The 20,611-nt window shown below is 71.7% G+C and carries 13 protein-coding genes; 6 read left to right on the top strand and 7 right to left on the bottom strand.

Annotated elements, in window-relative coordinates:
- Positions 1 to 32 precede the first annotated feature (32 nt).
- On the top strand, positions 33 to 4,688 hold the full coding sequence (locus IE262_RS12865) for a hypothetical protein (RefSeq protein WP_189873638.1): 4,656 nt from the start codon (positions 33 to 35) through the stop codon (positions 4,686 to 4,688).
- Between the two features lie 93 nt (positions 4,689 to 4,781).
- Here IE262_RS12865 and IE262_RS12860 read toward each other — a convergent pair whose 3' ends face one another.
- The 6 genes from IE262_RS12860 to IE262_RS12835 all read right to left on the bottom strand — a co-directional run bounded on the left by IE262_RS12860 (position 4,782) and on the right by IE262_RS12835 (position 14,022).
- The gene (locus tag IE262_RS12860) at positions 4,782 to 6,353 is read right to left on the bottom strand and encodes an APC family permease (protein ID WP_189873636.1); all 1,572 of its coding nucleotides are present in this window, start codon (positions 6,351 to 6,353) and stop codon (positions 4,782 to 4,784) included.
- A 265-nt stretch (positions 6,354 to 6,618) separates the two neighbouring features.
- A complete protein-coding gene (locus IE262_RS12855; protein ID WP_189874063.1) occupies positions 6,619 to 7,767 on the bottom strand; it encodes an aromatic ring-hydroxylating oxygenase subunit alpha in 1,149 nt (382 codons plus the stop codon).
- 89 nt (positions 7,768 to 7,856) lie between these two features.
- Complete coding sequence (gene solA / locus IE262_RS12850; RefSeq protein ID WP_189873634.1) at positions 7,857 to 9,011, bottom strand: N-methyl-L-tryptophan oxidase; 1,155 nt, start codon at positions 9,009 to 9,011, stop codon at positions 7,857 to 7,859.
- Positions 9,012 to 9,021: 10 nt separating this feature from the next.
- On the bottom strand, positions 9,022 to 11,532 hold the full coding sequence (locus tag IE262_RS12845; protein WP_189873632.1) for a GcvT family protein: 2,511 nt from the start codon (positions 11,530 to 11,532) through the stop codon (positions 9,022 to 9,024).
- 270 nt (positions 11,533 to 11,802) lie between these two features.
- Positions 11,803 to 12,888 (bottom strand): S-(hydroxymethyl)mycothiol dehydrogenase, encoded by a 1,086-nt coding sequence (locus tag IE262_RS12840; RefSeq protein WP_134038988.1) that lies wholly within the window; start codon positions 12,886 to 12,888, stop codon positions 11,803 to 11,805.
- Positions 12,889 to 13,188: 300 nt separating this feature from the next.
- A complete protein-coding gene (locus IE262_RS12835; protein ID WP_134038987.1) occupies positions 13,189 to 14,022 on the bottom strand; it encodes an IclR family transcriptional regulator in 834 nt (277 codons plus the stop codon).
- A 303-nt stretch (positions 14,023 to 14,325) separates the two neighbouring features.
- Here IE262_RS12835 and IE262_RS12830 point away from each other — a divergent pair, with 303 nt between their 5' ends.
- Complete coding sequence (locus tag IE262_RS12830; protein WP_134038986.1) at positions 14,326 to 14,646, top strand: bifunctional 3-phenylpropionate/cinnamic acid dioxygenase ferredoxin subunit; 321 nt, start codon at positions 14,326 to 14,328, stop codon at positions 14,644 to 14,646.
- 61 nt (positions 14,647 to 14,707) lie between these two features.
- Complete coding sequence (locus tag IE262_RS12825) at positions 14,708 to 15,895, top strand: NAD(P)/FAD-dependent oxidoreductase (RefSeq protein ID WP_189873629.1); 1,188 nt, start codon at positions 14,708 to 14,710, stop codon at positions 15,893 to 15,895.
- Between the two features lie 39 nt (positions 15,896 to 15,934).
- Here the strand turns inward: IE262_RS12825 and IE262_RS12820 are convergent, their stop codons facing one another.
- Positions 15,935 to 16,507: a hypothetical protein gene (locus IE262_RS12820; RefSeq protein ID WP_189873627.1), complete on the bottom strand. Its 573-nt coding sequence runs from the start codon at positions 16,505 to 16,507 to the stop codon at positions 15,935 to 15,937.
- Between the two features lie 422 nt (positions 16,508 to 16,929).
- Here IE262_RS12820 and IE262_RS12815 point away from each other — a divergent pair, with 422 nt between their 5' ends.
- Genes IE262_RS12815 through IE262_RS12805 form a run of 3 tightly spaced genes read left to right on the top strand, consistent with a single transcriptional unit; the run spans position 16,930 to position 20,600 of the window.
- The gene (locus IE262_RS12815; RefSeq protein WP_134038983.1) at positions 16,930 to 19,758 is read left to right on the top strand and encodes a nitrate- and nitrite sensing domain-containing protein; all 2,829 of its coding nucleotides are present in this window, start codon (positions 16,930 to 16,932) and stop codon (positions 19,756 to 19,758) included.
- Positions 19,755 to 20,186 (top strand): roadblock/LC7 domain-containing protein, encoded by a 432-nt coding sequence (locus IE262_RS12810; RefSeq protein ID WP_134038982.1) that lies wholly within the window; start codon positions 19,755 to 19,757, stop codon positions 20,184 to 20,186. Before IE262_RS12815 ends, IE262_RS12810 begins: the two co-directional genes overlap by 4 nt.
- 18 nt (positions 20,187 to 20,204) lie before the next feature.
- Positions 20,205 to 20,600, top strand: coding sequence for a DUF742 domain-containing protein (locus tag IE262_RS12805; RefSeq protein WP_134038981.1), 396 nt, complete (start codon positions 20,205 to 20,207; stop codon positions 20,598 to 20,600).
- Positions 20,601 to 20,611 lie beyond the last annotated feature (11 nt).

The following is a 20,611-nucleotide window of genomic DNA, read 5'->3' as shown; positions in this document are numbered from 1 at the left end:
ACCACCGTTACGACTGCGAGAGTTCCACCGCCATGTACGAGTTGTCCCGGGTCCGCCTCTACTCCATCGGGCCGGCCGGTGCGCGCTATGCCGACACCGTGCTGGACCTGCGGGGTGTCGGCGGGCCCGTGCCCGACCCAGCTCCCCAGCAGGCGGAGTTCTTCCAGGAGGAGCCCACCGGACCGCCGCGCCGACCGGCGCCCGCGGGCGTGCTCTTCCTGGAGAACGGCGGCGGCAAGTCGGTGCTGCTCAAGCTGATCTTCTCGGTGATGCTGCCGGGCCACCGGAACACGCTCGGTGGCGCCAGCTCGGGTGTACTGCGCAAGTTCCTGCTCGCCGACGACTGCGGGCACGTCGCCCTGGAGTGGCAGCACACGCTGACCGGTGAGTGTGTCGTGGTCGGCAAGGTGAGCGAGTGGCGTGGGCGGCAGGTCTCCAGCGATCCGCGGAAGTTCGCCGAAGCCTGGTACTCCTTCCGGCCAGGGCCCGGACTCAGCCTGGACAACCTGCCCGTCGCCGAGTCCACCGCCGTACGGCCGCCCGTAGAGGGACAGTCGGGAGCCAAGGGACGGCGCCGGACCATGAAGGGCTTCCGGGACGCCCTCATGGAGGCGGCCAAGGCGTACCCGCATCTCGAAGCGCACTGGGAGGAGATCCACGACCGCTGGAACGAGCATCTGACGGACCTCGGTCTGGACCCCGAACTCTTCCGGTACCAGCGGGAGATGAACGCCGACGAGGGCGAGGCCGCCGGCCTCTTCGCGGTCAAGAAGGACTCCGACTTCACCGACCTGCTGCTGCGGGCCGTGACCGACACCCGCGACACCGACGGACTCGCGGACCTGGTCGGCGGCTTCGGCAACAAGCTGGGCCGGCGGGCCGAGCTGATCGCCGAGCGGGACTTCACGGCGGGCTCCGTCGACCTGCTCGGCCGGATCGTGGACGCGGCCGAGGCGAGGTCACGCGCGCGGGACATCCACGCCGGCGCCGAGCGACGGACCCGGACCCTGGCACGGCGCCTGTCCGCACGGGCCGCCCAGGAGCGCCTGAGAGGCGCCGACCTCGCCCAGCGGGTCACCGCCGCCGCGTACGCGGTCACACATGCCGAGAGCGCCCGCGAGCGCAGCGCCCTGATCGCGGCCGAACTCGCCTACCGGCACGCCTCGTTGGCACTCGCCGCCGCCGAGAAGGCCGCGGCGGCACAGAAGCGCGAGCTTGCCGACGCCCGTACCCTCCACTCCGCCTGGCAGGCCGCCGAGGCCGTGCTGCGCCACCGTGCGGCCGCCGACCGGGTCGCGCGCGTCGCCGCCGCGATCCAGGAGGCCGAACGGGACGCGGCCCCTGCGCTCGCCGCCCGCGCCAAGGCCGCCGTCGACCTCGTACGCGCCCTGCACGGCGCCGCCGAGAGCGCCGAGACCCTGGCCAACGAGGAGGAGGAGCGGTCCGCCGCGCTCCAGGAGGTGAGCGAGGCCGCGTACCGCGACTCGACCGCGGCCGCCACCGAGGCCCAGCGCGCCCGCAGTGAGGCCGGGCACCTGCGGCAGCGGCTCACCGAGGTCGAGCAGGAAACCGCCGAAGCCGTACGCGCGGGCTGGCTCGACGACAGCGCGCCGGACGCGGACCCCGCGCGGGCCGCGCTCGCCGCGAGCGACGCCGAGAAGACGGCCGTCGCCGCCTGGGACACCGCGCGCGAGGCATCCCGCCGTGCCTCCGAGCACGCCCGCGAGGCGGCCGCCACCGAGTCACGGGCCGAGCTGACCGCGGCCCGTGCCGCGGACGCGGCGAGCGCCGCGCAGCGCGCGTACGACGCGGAGCGCCGCACGGCCGAGGCGCTCGCGGGCGAGGAACGGCTGGCGGAGCTGCTGGGTCTCGGCGGCGGAAAGGGCGTGCGCAAGTCGGTACCCCGGCCGCGGCGCGACGACGCCACGACCGTGGATCCCACGGGCACCGAGCCCCGCCCCATCGGCGAAGCGCCGCTCACCCCCGAGGAGCTGGACCGCTGCGCAGACGACCTCCGCGAACTGCTCGACGAGAACGTCGCCTCCGCCGAGCGCCACCTCTTCGAGCTGCGGACCGCCGCCGCCGACGACGCCCGGATCCTCGGTGCCCTCGGCGACGGCGGTCTGCTGCCGCCGGGCCCGGATGTGCTGGCCACCGTCGAGTTCCTCGGCGAGCACGGCATCCCCGCGCTGCCCGGCTGGCGCTACCTCGCCCAGTCCGTCGACCCCGCCGACCACGCGCGCGTGCTGGCCGCGCGGCCCGAGCTCGTCGACGGCGTGATCATCACCGACCCGGACACACACGCCCGGGCCCGCGCGGCGCTCTCCGACGCCGCCCTGCTGCCGAGGTCCGCCGTGGCCGTGGGCACGGCCGCCGCGCTGCTCGCGCCGACCCCGGCGCTCGACGATGAAGCCGGCGGCGTCTTCCTGGTACCGCCGAACCCGGCCATGCACGACGAGCACGCCGCCGACGAGGAGCGGCAGGCACTGCGCGCCCGGGCGATGGAGCGGGACGAGGAGATCCGCACCCTCGCCGGACGCCTCGGCAAGGACCGGGAACTGGCGGCACGGCTCGCCTCCTGGCGCACGGGATGCCCGGCCGGACGGCTCACCGAGCTCGCCACGGCCGCCCGGGAGAGCCGCGCGTTCACCGAGGAGTCCGAGGCTGAGCTCGCCGAGGCACGCACCGTCAGGGCCGAGGCCGAGGAAGCCGCCGCCGAGGCCGCCCAGGTACGTGACGAGCGGCAGGAGGCCGCGCAGAAGGCCCGGCGCTCCGCCGACGCCCTCGCCGGCCTCGCCTACCGGCTGCGCGAGCGCTCCGGCTGGCAGGTCAAGGTGCGCGAACTCGCCGACGAGGCCGCCGAGTCGGAGACCCGCGCCCAGGTCTGCCTGGAGCGCGCCCGCGCCGCCGACGAGGACCGCCGTGCCGCCCAGCGCGCCGCCGACGACGCCCGCCGCACGGCGCGCGCCCTGCGCGCCGAGCGCGCAGAGATCGCGGGCGCCCCCGACGACGTACCGGACGACGGCACGGGCACGCCGAAGGCGTCCCTGCCCGCCCTGCGCGAGGCGTACCGCGCCGCGTCCCAGGTGTACGAGAAGGTCGGCGTCGGCGCCGATCTCCGGGCCGAGCAGGCCCGGGCGGAGAGCGACGAGAGCGCCGCACGCGCCGAGCTCGACCGGCTCAGCAACAAGGTCCGTAACCGCGCCGAGCAACTCCTCCAGTCCCCCGACGGCTCCGACGGGCCCTCCCGGCAGGCCGCCGCCGCGCGCGCGGAGGAGCTCGTGCAGCTCCTGGAGACCCGCATGTCCACCGCGAGTGAGCAACTCGGCCGGTTGCGCGGCGAGGCCGAGCGGCACGCGCCCGAGGACGGCGAGGCCCACACCGAGCCACCCGAGGAACTCGTCCCGCGCGACGCCGACCACGCCCAGGCCCTGCTGCGCACCGCCACAGCCGAACTCGCCTCCCACACCGAGGCGTTGACCCAGGCCCGCGAGGCCCACGCCGAACTCCTCGACGCCCACCGCGCCGCCGAGGACGCGGCCGGCGGCTTCGACGAGACGGCCGCCCTGCTCCGCGACCTCCTCCGTGAGCACACGAGCGACGAGGAGCAGGGGCAGCCCGAGCCGTACCCCGGCGCCCTCGAAGAGGCTCGCAGGGCCGCCGCCGAAGCCCGGCGCTCGCTGCGCGGCTGCGCCGCCGACCTGTCCGCCGCCGAGGCCGCCGTGCGCGAGGCCGGCGACGTCCTCGTACGGCACGCCAACTCCACGCGCTACGAGCAGGTCCGCACCCCCGCCCGCCAGCAGATCCGTGAGCTGCCCGCGTCCGCGCTGCCCGAGCACGCGCAGAAGTGGGCGGACGCCTTCGCGCCCCGGCTCCGGGTCCTCACGGACGAGTTGGAGCAGCTGGAGCGCAACCGGGACTCCATCGTGGACCGGTTGCGGGGCCTGGTGGAGTCGGCGCTGGCCACCCTGCGGTCCGCCCAGCGGCTGTCCCGGCTGCCCGAAGGACTCGGCGAATGGTCCGGACAGGAGTTCCTGCGCATCCGCTTCGAGGAGCCCGACCAGGCCACCCTCACCGAACGGCTCGGCGAGGTCATCGACGAGGCCACCCGCGCCGCCGTCAAGAAGAACTCCGACCTGCGCCGCGACGGTATGTCCCTGCTGCTCAGAGGGGTCGGCGCGGCCCTCCAGCCCAAGGGCGTCGCCGTCGAGATCCTCAAGCCGGACGCGGTGCTGCGCGCCGAGCGCGTGCCCGTCGGCCAGATGGGAGACGTGTTCTCGGGTGGCCAGCTGCTCACGGCCGCCATCGCCCTGTACTGCACGATGGCCGCGCTGCGCAGCAACGACCGGGGCCGCGACAAGCACCGGCACGCGGGCACGCTGTTTCTGGACAACCCGATCGGGCGGGCGAACGCGACGTATCTGCTGGAGCTCCAGCGGGCGGTGTCGGACGCGCTGGGCGTCCAGCTCCTCTACACCACCGGGCTGTTCGACACCACCGCGCTCGCCGAGTTCCCGCTGGTCATCCGTCTCCGCAACGACGCCGACCTCCGCGCCGGCCTCAAGTACATCAGCGTGGAGGAGCACCTCCGCCCGGGACTGCCCCAGCAGCCCCAGGCGGGAGAGGCGGTACACAGCGAGATCACAGCGACACGGATGTTCAAGCGCCCGGCAGCCGGCGCCTCGTGAGGGGGCGCCCGATAGCGGCGCGGGGCTGTGACATCATGCGGCCCCGCCGCGTGGCCCGCACAAACCGTCCTCCTTGAGTGCCACCGCGCCGGGTCACCGGGTCGGTTCCTCTCCCGGCCGGCGCGGTGCGGAGGCGTCGTCGGACCGCAGCCGGTGCTCGGCCAGCACGCCCGTCCTGTGCCGCTGCACGAGCCAGTAGTAGGCGAAGCCCCCGCCCGCGATGACCGCGACGAACAGGACCGCACCCCACCGCAGGTACCAGTGGAACGGGGCGGTCGCGTTGTAGACCGAGGGCCGCGGCCAGATCAGGTTGAGCGTCATGGCCGCCCCCCACACCACGGCGACGATGTTGACGAGCAGACCCCAGCGGCCCAGCGAGAACCTGCCGTCGCCCGCCGGCTGCCACGTTCCGCGCAGCCGGGCCATCAGCATCGGCACCGTGACGCCCAGGTAGGCGAGGTAGATCATGATGATGCCGATGCTGGTGACGACCGTGAAGATCTGCGGCTGGCGGATGTTGACCACGAGGATCGCCAGCGCCAGGATTCCGATGATCACGGTCGGCAGCACCGGCGTCTGGAAGCGAGGGTGGCACCTGGCCAGCCGCGAGGACGCGGGCAGGTTGTTGTCCCGGGCCATGGCGAACGCCAGCCTTACCGCGGCCGTGTGGACGGCCAGGGCGCAGACCGTGACCGCGATCAGCACACACCACAGCATCGCCTTTCCGGCCGTCGGACCGAGCACGTCGAGCACGACGTACTGCAGGCCGTCCGTGGACAGCTTCTCGCCCTTCAGGCTGGAGACGCTCATCAGCGCCAGCAGCAGGATCAGCCCGCCGAGCAGGAAGGAGGCGACGATCGCCCGGAGGATCGCGCGCGGTGCGTTGCGGGTCGGGTCCAGGGACTCCTCGCCCAGCGAGGCGGCGGTGTCGAAGCCGTACATGACGTACGCGGACGCCAGCGAGGCCACGAGGAACGCGCCCAGGTACCCGGCGCCGTACCCCGCCCCGGTGCCGTTTGTCTCCATGACGACCTGCGGACCGCGGGTGATGTGCACCGCGAGCAGCACGATGAGGACGACGGTGGCGATGAGCTCGATGAAGACGCCCGCCGTGTTGATGGTGGCCATCAGCTTGACGCCGAAGGCGTTCACCACAGTGGTGAACAGGATCAGCACGGCGGCCAGGATCACCGCGTTCGTCGCGACGTCGTACGTGCCCGTGCCGTCCCCGACGATCTGGAACACGTCGGAGATCTGCGGCAGCGTGAGCTGGTAGGCGAGTGCCACCGCCGAGATGGACACGATCGAGGCGATCAGCATCATCCAGCCCGCGAGCCAGCCCAGGTGCGGATTGCCGATCTTCTTCGACCAGTTGTAGACGGAGCCCGCCACCGGGTACCGGGCGGCCAGCTCCGCGAAGCAGAGCGCGACCATGAACTGGCCGGCGAAGACCATCGGCCACGACCACCAGTAGGCGGGGCCGCCGCTGCCGTAACCGAAGTAGAACAGCTGGAAGGTACCCGTCAGGATGGAGATGTAGCTGATGCCGGCGGCGAAGGTGTGGAAGGTGCCGAGGGTGCGCTTCAGTTCGGGCCGGTAACCGAACTCGGCGAGTTCGGCGTCGTCCTGGCCCTGTGAGCTTCTTGGATGACCGGTTGTCGTCATGAGCGGACTCCTGGAGGAGGGAGGGGGAGCGGCTCGTGCGGGCGCCGTGATCAATGAGGGTGTTCTACTCCTCGCCGCTGAACGGCACCAGATGGTGGAGCCCCCTCCAGCCCGTCGGCCGCGCGCACCCGCACCGCAGGACCGCACCCTCCCCCAGGCCCCTGACGACGTGCGCCTCGACCTTCGCGCGGTGCGCCGCCGAGCGGTTCACGTCACCATGTCGTCTGCCGGGGTGCGTCCGTCGACAGCGCCCACCCAGCAGCCGTCAATGAACAGGTCCGGCACCTCCGCCTCCCAGCATCCGGATCAGCCAGTCGTGGAAGATACCGATGTGGTGCTCATTGGGGACCAGCACACCACCCTTGCGGTACGCACGGGACGCCATGGCGGGCTGCGTCCGTTCACACGCCTCGAAGTCCTGGACGTTGACCCGGTGGAACAGTTCCACCGATTTCGTCACATCGGCCCCGGACGCGACGACCTCCGGCGCGTACAGCCAGTCGCACTCGACGATGGTGCGGTCCTCGGCCATCGGGAACATGCGGTGCAGGATGACGTGGTCGGGGACGAGGTTGACGAAGACCGTCGGCTTCACCGTGATCGCGTAGTAGCGGCGGTCCTGGTCCTCGGCGACGGCGGGCAGCTTCGCGAAGCCCTCGCTGCCGTCGACCGTGAAGCCCTGGATGTCCTCGCCGAACTCGGCACCGTGGCCCACGTAGTACTGGGCCGCGTACCCCTCCGCGAACTCCGGGAGCACCTCGGTGAGTTCCGGGTGGATCGTCGCGCAGTGGTAGCACTCCATGAAGTTCTCGACGATCAGCTTCCAGTTCGCCTTCACCTCGTAGACGACGCGCTGGCCGAGGGCGAGGTTCTCCGTGCCGTAGTGCTCGATGGCCGCCGCGTTGCCGAGCCGCTCCACGGCCGCGCCCATCACCGTCTCCTCGAAGGAGGGCGGCTCGTCGGCCAGGCACACCCAGGCGTAGCCGAGCCACTCCCGCAGCGCGACCTTGACCAGGCCGAACTCGACCCGGTCCACGTCCGGCATCCTGACCAGGTTCGGGGCGGCCAGCAGCTTGCCGTCGAGGTCGTACGTCCAGGCGTGGTACGGGCACTGGAGGGTGCGCCGCACCTCGCCCGCCTCCTCCACGCACAGCCGGGCCCCGCGGTGGCGGCAGATGTTCAGGAAGGCGCGCAGTTCGCCCGTTCGGGAGCGGGTGATCAGGACGTTCTCCCGGCCGATCTGCACGGTCCGGAAGGCGCCCTGCCGGGCGAGGTCCGCGGAGCGGATCGCACAGAACCACATCGACTCGAAGACACGTTCCTGCTCCTGCCGGAAGATCTCCGGGTCGGTGTAGTAGTGACCCGGCAGTGTCGCGATCAGACTCGCCGGGAGCTGGTGCGGGGCAGCCGGGATCCCGGTGGTGAACGGGCTCTGGGCCGCGACCGGGGTCCCGGGGACGAGCGGGCTCTCGGGGGCGGGGGTCGTCGTCACGTGGGTACTCCTCAGGCGGGCGCGGCGGCGAGGCGGCGGGGGTCGAACAGGCCGATCGGGTGGGCGGTGGTGCCGGTCAGGGCGAGGTCGGCGACGATCTCCCCGACCACGGGCACGAACTTGAAGCCGTGCCCGGAGAACCCGCACGCCACGGTCACCGACTCCGGGTGCGCCGGGTGGCGGGAGATGACGAAGTGCTCGTCGGGGGTGTTGGAGTACATGCAGGTGGCGGCCTTGAGGAAGGCGCCGGGCAGGTCCGGGATGCAGCGCGACATGTGGTCCGCCATGGCCTGGACCTCGTGCTCGTGCACCGTCCGGTCGATGGTCTCGGGAGTGGTGACCTGTCCCCTGCGGAAGAAGGCGACCTTGGCGCCGAGGTCCGGCCCGTCGATGGCCGGGAAGCCGTAGACCTGGACTCCCTTCGCGTCCTCCCAGATGTAGACGGGATGCTTCTCCGGCACGAACGGGCCGACACCGCCCCGCGGCTGGAACCAGTACATGATCTGCCGCTCGATCGTGAACGGCACCCCGAGACCGGTGAGCAGCCCCGGCGCCCACGCTCCCGGGCAGATCACCAACTGGCCGGCCGTGTACGTGTTCTCGGCGGTGTGGACGCGCACACCGTCCCGGTACGGTTCCCAGCGCACCATGGGCTCCTCGAAGTGCAGGTCGGCGCCCTGCCGGGTGGCCAGCTGGAGGTGGGCGGCGACCATGTTCTCGGGGCGCACCAGGCCGGCCTTCTTCTCGTACAGCGCGACCTCGTCGTCCTGGGGCGTGAGGGTCGGGAAGCGGCGGCGGATCTCGGCCGCGTCCAGCATCTCGTGCGGCAGGTCCCACTGCCGGGCGGAGCGCACGGAGCCGGAGACGGTACGGGACTCGGGACGTCCGACCATCACCCCACCGCACAGGACGGCGATGTCCCGGCCGGTCGCGCGCTCGACCTCCTCGTACAGCTCGTACGCGCGCAGCAGCAGCGGGACGTACGCCGGGTCCTCGAAGTAGGACTGCCGGGTGACCCGTGAACCGCCGTGGCTGGACCCGCGGTTGTGCACCGGGCCGAACTTCTCCAGGCCGAGCACGCGGGCACCGCGCGCCGACAGATGGTGGGCGGCGGCACTGCCCATGCCGCCGAGACCGACCACGATCACGTCGTAACTGGGGGACATCAGGCGCCTCCTACCGGCGGATCCGGGTCATCTTCGGGTCGAAGAGGGGCTCTTCGGCGACGGTCGCGGGGACCTTCTCGCCGAAGTACTCGATGTGCACGGCGGTCCCGGCGGCGAGCGGGGGCAGCCAGGCGTACGCGATGCAGCGGCCCAGCGTGTAGCCGTAACCCGCGCTGGTGACGTATCCGGCGGGGGCGCCGCCCACGTGGACGGGCTCCTTGCCGAGGACGACGGAGGCGGGGTCGTCGAGGAGGAGCGGGGTGAGCCGGCGGGTCGCGTCGGGCAGGTCCCGCAGCGCCTCCTGTCCCACGAAGCCGTCCTTGTCCATGCGGACGGCGAAACCGAGGCCCGCCTCGAACGGGTGGTGCTCGTCGGTCATGTCGACGCCCCAGGCGCGGTACCCCTTCTCCAGCCGCAGGGAGTTGAAGGCCGAGCGTCCCGCCGCGACCGCGCCGTGTTCCCGGCCCGCCTCCCAGAGCGTGTCCCACAGACGCAGGCCCAGGTCGGCGCTGGTGTACAGCTCCCAGCCGAGCTCGCCGACGTAGCTCAGGCGCATCGCGGTGACCGGGACGTGCCCGATGTACGTCTCCTTCGCGCGGAAGTAGCCGAAGCCCTCGTGGGAGAAGTCGTCGCGGGTCAGCGGCTGCACGAGTTCCCGGGCGAGGGGGCCCCAGACGCCGATGCAGCAGGTGCCGGAGGTGATGTCCTTCAGGTGCACGTCCTCGGGGGCGTGCCCAAGGAGCCAGTCGAGGTCGGCCGGGGAGTTGGCGCCCACCTGGAAGCGGTCGGCCGCCAGCCGGGCCACGGTCAGGTCGGAGCGCACGCCGCCCGTCTCGTCCAGGAGCAGGGTGTACGTGACGGCGCCGGGCTTCTTGCGGAGGTTGTTGCTGGTCATGCGGTCGAGGAAGGCGAGGGCACCCGGGCCGGTGACCTCCAGGCGGCGCAGCGGCGTCATGTCGTACAGCGCGACCTTCTCTCGTGTGGCCTTCGCCTCGGCCGCCGCGATCGGTGACCAGTAGCGGGCCGACCAGGCGTCCCGTTCGGGGAGCCCTTCGAGAGCGTCCACGAGCGGGGCGTTCGCCTCGTACCAGTGCGGGCGCTCCCAGCCGCCGCCCTCCAGGAAGAAGGCGCCGAGCTCCTGCTGCCGGGCGTGGAAGGGACTGACGCGCAGCGGGCGCGGGCCCTCGATCGGCTGGAGGGGGTGCACGATGTCGTACACCTCGACGAACTGTCGGCAGCCGCGCTCGCGGACGTACGACGGTGAGCGCTGGGCGTCCTCGAAGCGGGTGAGGTCGCATTCGTGCAGGTCGATGGAGGGGCGCCCGTCGACCATCCATTCGGCCACCGCCCTGGCCACCCCGGCGGAGTGGGTGACCCACACGGCCTCGGCCAGCCAGAAGCCCCTCAGCGTCCGCGACTCGCCGAGCACCGGCATGCCGTCCGGAGTGAAGGAGAAGACGCCGTTGAAGCCCTCCTCTACCTCGGCCCCGCGCAGGGCCGGCATCAACCGGCGGCAGTCCTCCCAGCTGGGAGCCCAGTCGTCCTCCGTGAAGGGGAACGAGGACGGCAAGTCCAGGTTCCGCGCCCTCGCCTCGTCGTACGTGAGGACCGCGAAGGGGTCGACGGGAAGCGGCCGGTGGGCGTAGGAGCCGATGCCGACACGGTCGTGGTGCTCGCGGAAGTAGAGGTCGCGGTCCTGGAAGCGGAGGATCGGCTTCGATGCCTCGGCCGTGGCCTCGGCCAGCTCGGGGAGCGGCTGTGTCTTCGCGTACTGGTGCGCGAGCGGCTGGAGGGGTACGTCGACTCCGGCCATACGGCCGATGACCGGGCCCCAGAAGCCGGCCGCCGAGACGACGTGGTCGGCGGGGAAGGAGCCCCGGTCGGTGACGACCGCGGTGACCCTGCCGTTCTCCCGCTCGATGCCGGTGACGGTGTGGCGGTCCAGGAAGCGGGCGCCGCGGCCGGTCGCGCGTTCTCTCTGCGCGTGGGCCGCGAGGAGGGCGCGGGCCAGACCGTCGTCGGGGGTGTGGAGGCCGCCCAGGACGAACGACTCGTCGATGAGCGGCCACAGCTCCTTGCAGCGGGCGGCGCTCACGACCTCGGCGCGGATGCCCCAGGAGGCGGCGTAACCGGCCCGGCGGTGCAGCTCGGCCAGGCGCTCGGGGGTGGTCGCCAGTTCCAGGCCGCCGACCTGGTGGAAGCAGGAGACTCCGTCCACTTCGAGGGAGCGGAACTTCTCGACGGTGTACTTCGCGAACGCGGCGAGCGCCTTGGACGGGCTGGTCTGGAAGACGAGGCCGGGCGCGTGCGAGGTGGAGCCGCCGGGGGCGGGCAGGGGCCCCTGTTCGAGCACGGTGACGTCGGTCCACCCGCGGGCGGTCAGCTCGTCGGCCAGGGAGCAGCCGACTATGCCGGCACCGACGATGACGACCTTGGGGCCGGGCGGGCGGGTTTCGGGAGCGCCGCTCTGGGGAGCGGGGCCGTTTTCGGGAGCGGGGCCGTTTTCGGGCGTGCTGGACATGCCCCTCCTTGGCGGGGTGGGGAGTGAGGGCGCTGGGGGAGTCGCTCAGGCAGCGGGGACGTGGGGCCGCTCGGCAGCGATCGCCGTGTCCTGGCCGTGCCCGGTGTGGACAACGGTGTCGCCGGGCAGTATGAGGAGCCGCTTGTGGAGGGAGCCTCGATGGTGGGCCGGTCCGAGTACGGGCGGCCGGTGGCGCCCGGGCCGCCGTGGATGGGGTCGTGGATGGAGTCGTGGAGGAGGTCTTGGAGGAGGTCTTGGAGGCCCCCGCCGTCACAGGACCACCACCGACCGCAGCACCTCTCCCCGGTGCATCTTCGTGAACGCCTCCTCGACCTGGTCGAGCGCGACCGTCTCGCTGATGAACGCGTTCAGGTCCAGCAGCCCGTACAGGTACTGGTCGATCAGGAACGGGAAGTCGCGGCTCGGCAGGCAGTCGCCGTACCAGGACGACTTGATCGCGCCGCCGCGTGAGAACACGTCGATCAGCGGGAGTTCGACCTTCATGTCGGGCGAGGGGACACCGACCTGGACGAGCAGGCCCGCGTGGTCACGCATGGAGAACGCCTGCTTGAACGTCTCGGGGCGGCCCACCGCGTCGATCGCGATGTCGACGCCGAAGCCGTCGGTGAGCGCGCGGACCGCCTCGACCGGGTCCGTACCACGGGAGTTGACGGTGTGTGTGGCGCCGAACTTCTCCGCCTGGTCGAGCTTCTTGTCGTCGATGTCGACGGCGATGACCTTCATGGCGCCGTTCAGACAGGCGCCCGCGATGGCCGCGTTGCCGACGCCGCCGCAGCCGATGACGGCGACCGAGTCGCCCCGCCCCACCTGCCCCGTGTTGACGGCGGCGCCGTACCCGGCCATCACTCCGCAGCCGATGAGCCCCGCGGCCTCCGGGCGGGCGGCCGGATCGATCTTCACGGCCTGGCCGGCCGCGACCAGCGTCTTCTCGGCGAAGGCGCCGATGCCGAGCGCGTTGGTGAGCGGGGTGCCGTCGAGGAGTGTCATCGGCTGGGTGGCGTTGCGGGAGTCGAAGCAGTACCAGGGGCGGCCGCGGCGACAGGAGCGACAGCTGCCACAGGGGGCGCGCCAGGCCAGGACCACGTAGTCGCCGGGGGTGAGGTCGGTGACGCCCTCGCCGACCGCCTCGATCGTGCCGGCCGCCTCATGCCCCAGCAGGAAGGGGAAGTCGTCGGTGATCGCGCCCTCCCGGTAGTGGAGGTCGGTGTGGCAGACCCCGCAGGCCTGGACGGCGACGAGCACCTCACCGGGACCGGGATCGGGGACGACGATCGTCCGTAGCTCGACGGGTGTGCCCTTTTTGACAGCGACTACGGCACGGACCTCGTGGGGCACGACAGGCTCCTCTGCTGTTGCGCAGTGCACGATGGGTTGCGCGATGAGAGACATATTGAGAACGGCGTCACGGAGCCGTCAAGAGGGTGGGGTTAACCCTTGGCAAAAGGAGTGGGCCGGACGAAAACTGTCGGACACACGGCAGCGCGGGACCAGGAGATTCCCGGTCCCGCGCTGCGTCCGACGTCCGCTGCGGCCTCCGTCGGACGTCGTAGTCGTGTTGTGCGGCCCCGTCGGGCGTGCCCTCAGCAGCGGTGCGGCGCCCGAAGACCTGGTGGGGTCTTCAGGAGCCCCACGCTTTCAGAAGCCGTACCCCATGCGCCGGGACAGTTCGGCCCCGGCCGCCACGGTGCGCTTGGCCACCTCCGGCAGCCGGTCCGGGGTGAGCCGGTACACCGGTCCCGAGACGCTGATCGCGCCGATCACCTTGCCGTCGTGGGACCGCACGGGCGCCGCCACGGCGGCCAGCCCGAGCTCCAGCTCCTCGACGGTGACGCCGTAGCCCTGTTCGACCACGGTCTCCAGCTCGGCGCGGAGCATGGACGTGCCCGTGATCGTGCGCTCGGTGAAGCGCGGCAGCGTGCGGGCGAGGAAGCCCTCGCGCAACGTGGGCGGCATGTGCGCGAGCAGGACCTTTCCGCTGGACGTGGCGTGCAGGGGCGTGCGTCTGCCCGGCCAGTTCTGCGCCGTGACGGACGCGGTGCCGCGGACCTGCATGATGTTGACCGCCGCGTCCTCGTCGAGCACCGCGATGTTGGCGGTCTCGCCCAGCTCGTCGGCCACTTCGCGGCAGACGGGAACGCCTTCCTGGGAGATGTCCAGGCGTACTGCCGCCGCCCCCGCGAGGCGCAGTACGCCGGCGCCCAGGTAGTACTTGCCGCGGTCCTTCTCCTGGGCCACCAGGCCGCGGTTCTCCAGCACGCCGAGCAGCCGGAACGCGGTGGACTTGTGCACGTCCAGCTCGTCGGCGATCTCGGTGACGCCCGCCTCGCCGTGCCGGGCGAGGATCTCCAGCACGCTCACGGCGCGGTCCACCGACTGGACGGCGCTCCCTGAGCCCTTGCCGTTCTGCTGCCTCTCCGTGTTCTCGGCGTGCACCTCGCTGCGGTCAGATTGCTTCCGCGTGGGGGTCATGGGTCAACTCTCACCACCTGACGGCCCCTGTTTGGGCCGCATCTGCGGGAACCTCTTGACGCGATGGTTGTCCCGCCCGGATTCTGTTGCGCATAGCGATCCCTCGCGCGCTATGTGAAACATCATTTTACCGAAGAGTCCCGGAGCGCCAAGGTCCCGCACAGGCGGAACCACGGCGGATCCGTTCCGTCCGGACCCTGCGGAGCACCGCTGCACATCTGGACCAACGACGGTCCGCACTCTCTGACTGCATGGACCAGCAAGGTCCCGGACCGCGCGTCCCGGACCTGGAGGGGGGCCCACGTGATACCCGTCTGCCGTCTTGAAGACCTCCCCATGGGTGAGTCCGTCCGTATCGACACCACACCGCCCATCGCCGTGTTCAACGCCGACGGTGAGCTCTACGCCGTCGACGACACCTGCACCCACCAGGACGCCTCCCTCTCGGAGGGCTGGCTGGAGGGCTGTCTGGTCGAATGCCCGCTCCACGCCGCGTCATTCGATCTCCGCACGGGGAAGCCCACCTGCCTCCCCGCCCGCCGCCCCGTCCGTACGCACCGGGTGAGCGTGGAGGACGGCGTCGTCCACGTGCACCTCACGATGGAGGAGGGCACGGCGGCGTGAGCGGCACGACCGTGAGGGTCGCCGCTCACACACGGTGCGTACGGCCGGAGGGGTGCGCCTCGTGAGGACCGTGACCGTCGTCGGCGCCTCGCTCTCCGGGGTGTACGCGGCCCGCGAACTGCGCGCCCAGGGATTCGACGGGCGGCTGGTGATCGTCGGGGAGGAACCCCACCGGCCCTACGACCGGCCGCCCCTGTCCAAGGACTTCCTCACGGGGAAGGCCGACGAGGAGGACCTCGCCCTGGCCGACGCCGAGGAGACCGCCGGACTCGACGCCGAGTGGCTGCTGGGTGTCCGGGCCCGAGGGCTGGACGCCCGAGGCCGCACCGTACTCCTCGGCGACGGCCGCACCGTCTCCACGGACGGCGTCGTCATCGCCACCGGAGCGTCGGCGCGCCGCCTCCCGGGCGACGCTCTCATGGGCGTGCACACCCTGCGCACCCTCGACGACGCTCGCGTCCTGCGTGACGAACTCGCCGACGGACCACGCCATGTGGTCGTCATCGGCGGCGGCTTCATCGGAGCGGAGACCGCGTCCTCGTGCACGGCCCTCGGCCATGACGTCACCGTCGTCGAGGCGGCTTCCCTGCCGCTCGTGCCCCAACTCGGCCCGGAGATGGCCGCGGTGTGCGCCACACTGCACCGCCGTGGAGGAGCCGCCCTCGTGACCGGCACCGGGGTGGCCCGACTGCACGGCCGCGCCGGTGGCGTCACCGGTGTCGAACTCTCCGACGGCCGCGTCCTCCCCGCCGACACCGTGATCGTCGGTATCGGTGCCACCCCCAACACCGGCTGGACGGCAGGCTCCACGCTCCGCCTGCACGACGGCGTCCTCTGCGACGACGGCTGTGTGACGGGACTGCCGCAGGTGGTCGCCGTCGGCGACGTCGCCCGTGTCGGCGGCAGGCGTGTCGAACACTGGACCTCCGCCACCGAGCAACCGCGCGTCGCCGTACGGAACCTGCTCGCCGGACGCACGGTGGAATCCGTACGCTCGGTCCCCTACTTCTGGTCCGACCAGTACGGAGCCCGCATCCAGTTCGCCGGCCGACGCCACGACGGCGACACCGTCCGCCTCACCGAGGGCGCACTCTCCGAAGACGGCCCCGCGGAGGGAGGCTTCCTCGCCGTGTACGAACGCGATGGCCGGACGACAGCCGTCCTCTCCGTCGACCGCCCCCGCCCCTTCACGCGGGCGAGACGCGCACTGATGCGTGCGGCAAGCGAGGTGCAGCCGACCGTGCCGTAACGGGGCACAGGCGGCAGGGTCTCGCCGGTCCGGTGAGCTCTACGGGTGCGACAACTGCCCGGCTCCACCCTGCCGCCGACGTATTCGCTCCTGAGTTCGTGCCGCGGCCCGCTCCTGCCGCCGCGCCCGGCGGCGCTCCCGGCGCAGGGCGCGAGCCGTGCTGTTGGGGGCCGACACCACCCCGTTCCGCTGGTTCCACACCTGGCGTGTCACCCACACGTCCAGTACGCCCCAGGTCGCCACGATCGTGCTGGTGACACTGCTGAGGACCATGGGGAACGCCAGCCAGGAACCGGCCATCGTGCACAGGAACGCCACCATTGCCTGGATCAGGGTGACCGCCGTGATGAGCACCGCGCGCACGGCCGCCGTCCGCACTGGATCAGGCAACCGCCGCTTCCGCGCGGGCTCCTCGATCCATAAGGGCCGGTAGTACGGCCGGCTCTCGCCCCCGCCCCGTTCGCCCTGCCCATCGCCCCGCCCATCGGCCTCGCTCTGCCAGGGTGTGGCACCTGCAGGAATGTCCGGATCCGACCCGAGCTCCCGGCCCCGCTCTCTCTCGGGCGCCGTCATGCCGTCTCCGGGCGCCACGCGCCGCTCCGTCGTGCCCATCAACTTCCGTCCTCCCCACCTCCGGCAGACAGCTCGCTCGCCGGGCTCACCACCCCGGCACCCCTCTGGCTGCCCGGCTTGCGCTGATTTACGCCGCCTGAACGTGACATGGGCGCCGACGGCCTGCACCGCCCCCCCAATCCTGTAGAGAAAGACGATCGACACTCGAAGAAGATTCCCGGCGAGCGAATGATTCCGGCCAACCGACAAAGTTCTCCGACGGGATGTGATCGCCTCAAGTGCGGGACAGCGGGAGGCAATCTCCCGTAATGAACGGACAACTCCCCATGTCTCGTTCCCCGCACGGGAGGTGTGCGCCCGGACTGCCCTTCGAGTTACCTGTGTCCCAGTAGTAGGCTCACGCAAGTTTGTTGACGCACGTGTGTGCCCCCGGTGCGGCGGGGGCCGAGCTGGGGGAGGCCATGCGCTTTCGCGGGAAGTCCATCCGCCGGAAGATCGTGGCGCTGCTTCTCGTGCCCCTGCTGTCCCTGGCAGGCATCTGGGCCTTTGCCACGTACCTCACGGTCCGCGACGTCAATGCGCTCTTCACGGTCTCCTACGTCGTCGAGGAGGTCGGCTACCCCACCGAGGACACCGTCCGGGTCCTCCAGGAGGAACGCCGCCAGACTCTCGTCTACCTCGCCGATCCGCGCGCTTCCGAGGCCCTGACCGCGCTGAAGCGCAGCCGTAACGCCACCGACAAGGCTGTCGCGACCGTCCGGGAGAAGTCGGAGGACAGTGACGTACAGGACGAGATGGGCGAGGCCACGTCCGCACGCCTCACCGCGGTCCTGGACGCCCTCGACGGCCTCACCTCCCTGCGCAGCAGCGTCGAGCAGGGCACGGTCAACGTGTCCCAGGCCCTCGACCTCTACAACCGCCTCGTGGACCCCTGCTACGCACTCCTGGCCAACCTCCATGTCCTGGACAACGTGGAGATGGACAAAGAGGGCCGCGCTCTCGTCAACGTGGCCCGCGCCCGAGAACTCCTTTCCCGCGAGGACGCCCTCCTCGGCTCGGCGCTCGTCTCGGGCAGCGTCACGCGCGACGAGATCCGCGACGTCTCCGACCTGATCGCCCAGCGCACCCTGATGTACGAGGCCAACCTGCCGCTGCTGCCGGCCACGGAACGTGACCGCTTCGAGGGGTATTGGAACAACGCGGGTACCGGCCCCCTGCGGGTGATCGAGCAGTCCGTCATCAACGCCGAGCCCGGCAAGCCGAGCGGCGTCACCGCGAAGACCTGGGACAGCGCGGCGGGCGACGTCCTCGACGAACTCGCCGCCCTCAACGTCCAGGCGAGCGACCGGTTCCAGGAGCGGGTGCGGCCCCTCGTCATCAACGTCGTCCTCAAGGCCGTCATCGCCGGCGTCCTCGGCCTCGTCGCCCTGCTGTTCTCGCTCTTCATGTCCGTGCGCACCGGCCGGTCCCTTGTGCGCGACCTGCGCCGGCTGCGGCAGGACGCAAACGAGGCCGCCGGCGTCCGCCTGCCGAGCGTCATGCGGAGGCTGTCCGCGGGCGAGAAGATCGACGTGGAAACCGAGGCCCCGCGCCTGGAGTACGCCAAGACCGAGATGGGCGAGGTCGGTCAGGCCGTCAACACCCTCCAGCGCGCCGCCGTCGAGGCCGCGGTCAAGCAGTCCGAACTCCGCGACGGGATCTCCGAGGTGTTCGTCAACCTCGCCCGCCGCAGCCAGGTCCTGCTCCACAAGCAGCTCACCCTCCTCGACGCGATGGAGCGCCGCACCGAGGACACCGAGGAACTCGCCGACCTGTTCCGCCTCGACCACCTCACCACGCGTATGCGCCGCCACGCCGAGGGCCTGGTCATCCTCTCGGGCGCCGCACCGTCCCGACAGTGGCGCAAACCCATCCAGCTCATGGACGTCGTACGCGCCTCCGTCGCCGAGGTCGAGGACTACGAGCGCATCGAGGTCCGCCGGCTCCCCCGGGTCGCCGTCACCGGCCCGGCGGTCGCCGACCTCACCCACCTCATCGCCGAACTCCTGGAGAACGCCACGGTGTTCTCGCCCCCGCACACCGCCGTCCAGGTCCTCGGCGAGCGCGTCGCCAACGGCTTCACCCTGGAGATCCACGACCGAGGTCTGGGCATGGCGGCCGAAGCCCTTCTCGAAGCGAACCTGCGGCTCGCCGAGACTCCCGAGTTCGAACTGTCCGACACCGACCGGCTCGGCCTGTTCGTGGTCAGCCGGCTGGCCCAGCGGCAGAACGTCCGCGTCTCGCTGCAGCCCTCGCCGTACGGCGGCACCACCGCCGTCGTCTTCATCCCCGATGCCCTGCTCACGGACGACGTCCCGGACACCAACGGCATCGGCTTCCGTCTCGACCGGGTGCATCCCTCCAGGGAGGCCGAGCTTGAGGCGGAGCGCCAGGCGGCCCTGGCCGACGTACCCGTGCGGCTCCCCGGCCTCCCGGCCTCGCTGCTGGACGGCCCCGTCGAGCTGGAGGCCCCGGTCGACATCGGCGCGCCGGTCGGCCTGGACGCGGCGTTCGGAGCCTTCCCGGGCGCCCTCGACGATGACGGCGAACGCGGGCGTCTGTTCCGGCCCCACCACTCCATCGCCGGTGTCCCCAGTGAGCAGCCGCAGCAACGCGAGGGCCGGGAAGAGCCCGCCCGCCCCGCTGCCGCGGACACCGGCCAGCCGGGCGGCCCGGCACCGCTGCCGCGCCGCCGCGTGCCCAAGCTGGTCAGCTCCCACGGCCGCCCCGTGGCGGAGCGGTCCCGACGCGACGACGAGGAGTTCCCGGAAAGCCACGAGCCGGCGCAGGCCGGCCTGGAGGAGCCGAAGCTGCTGTCGGCTCGACGAGGTGACCGCCCGGGGCTGTCGGCCCTCCGGGCCGCAGACAGCGGGGAGTCTCTTCCGCGCGCGGCCGACGAGCCGCCCGTGCTGCCCCAACGCCGTCGTACGACCCCGGCGAGCCCCGCTGCCGGGGTCACCCCGGGTGCGGACACCACGGGCGGCGAGGCAGAATCAGGAAGCAGGCCGCTGCCCCGACGCGTGCGGCAGGCCAACCTGGCCCCGCAGCTGAAGGACGGCGCCGCACGGCGCGCCGAACGCGACAAGGCCCGCCCGGACCGGGCAGACGTCGCCCAACGCGACGCCGACGAGGTTCGCAGCCGTATGGCCTCGCTCCAGCGGGGCTGGCAGCGCGGCCGCGAGGAGAACGCCGAGGGCGACAACGCCCGGGACGGCTCAGCACGAGGAACGACTAAGGGGGACGGTCGATGACCGCACCGCAGGGCCCAGGGCCCACCGCCGCCGGCTCGCAGTCGAAGGAGCTGAACTGGCTCCTCGACGATCTCGTGGAGCGTGTCGGCAGCATCCGCAAGGCACTCGTGCTCTCCAGCGACGGGCTGCCCACCGGCGTCTCCAAGGACCTGACCCGCGAGGACAGCGAGCACCTGGCCGCCGTGTCCTCGGGCTTCCACAGTTTGGCCAAGGGCGTCGGCCGCCACTTCGAGGCGGGCAACGTCCGGCAGACCGTCGTCGAGCTCGACGACGCCTTCCTGTTCGTCACGGCCGCCGGCGACGGCAGCTGTCTCGCCGTCCTCGCGGACGCCGACGCGGACATCGGGCAGATCGCGTACGAAATGACGCTCCTCGTGAAGCGCGTCGGTGTACATCTGGGTGCCGCACCGCGCACCGATGCGCCCTAGGGCGGGTAGTGGGATGTCATGAACGGAGACGGTCAGGGAAGAAGCCACTGGTTCGACGACGAGGCCGGACCCGTGGTCCGTCCGTACGCCATGACGCGGGGCCGCACCAGCCACGCGGTCCAGCACCGTCTCGACCTCATCGCGGTGGTCGTGGCGGAAACCAGGGCGGACGACCAGGAGGCGGACCACTCGCTGGCCCCTGAGCATGTGCACATCGTCGAACTCTGCCGTGACACCCCACAGTCGGTGGCCGAACTCGCCGCGGAACTCGATCTGCCCGTCGGAGTGGTACGCGTCCTCGTGGGCGATCTCGTGGACGAGGAACTGGTCCACGTGACACGCCCCGTACCCCCTGCGGAGCTGGTCGACGAGAGTATTCTCCGCGATGTGATCAACGGCCTCCGGGCGCTCTGAGCAGCGCGGAA

The sequence above is a fragment of the Streptomyces bluensis genome, assembly GCF_014650715.1.
GTDB lineage: Bacteria > Actinomycetota > Actinomycetes > Streptomycetales > Streptomycetaceae > Streptomyces > Streptomyces bluensis.
The sequence above is the reverse complement of the archived record's forward strand: the minus strand, read 5'-3'. Positions and strand labels throughout refer to the sequence as shown.

Excerpts from the sequence above, each read along its gene's own strand:
- IE262_RS12865 (WP_189873638.1), top strand. The coding sequence starts at position 33 with ATGTACGAGTTGTCCCGGGTCCGCCTCTACTCCATCGGGCCGGCCGGT.
- IE262_RS12860 (WP_189873636.1), bottom strand. The coding sequence starts at position 6,353 with ATGACGACAACCGGTCATCCAAGAAGCTCACAGGGCCAGGACGACGCC.
- solA (WP_189873634.1), bottom strand. The coding sequence starts at position 9,011 with ATGTCCCCCAGTTACGACGTGATCGTGGTCGGTCTCGGCGGCATGGGC.
- IE262_RS12845 (WP_189873632.1), bottom strand. The coding sequence starts at position 11,532 with ATGTCCAGCACGCCCGAAAACGGCCCCGCTCCCGAAAACGGCCCCGCT.
- IE262_RS12835 (WP_134038987.1), bottom strand. The coding sequence starts at position 14,022 with ATGACCCCCACGCGGAAGCAATCTGACCGCAGCGAGGTGCACGCCGAG.
- IE262_RS12820 (WP_189873627.1), bottom strand. The coding sequence starts at position 16,507 with ATGGGCACGACGGAGCGGCGCGTGGCGCCCGGAGACGGCATGACGGCG.
- IE262_RS12815 (WP_134038983.1), top strand. The coding sequence starts at position 16,930 with ATGCGCTTTCGCGGGAAGTCCATCCGCCGGAAGATCGTGGCGCTGCTT.
- IE262_RS12810 (WP_134038982.1), top strand. The coding sequence starts at position 19,755 with ATGACCGCACCGCAGGGCCCAGGGCCCACCGCCGCCGGCTCGCAGTCG.
- IE262_RS12805 (WP_134038981.1), top strand. The coding sequence starts at position 20,205 with ATGAACGGAGACGGTCAGGGAAGAAGCCACTGGTTCGACGACGAGGCC.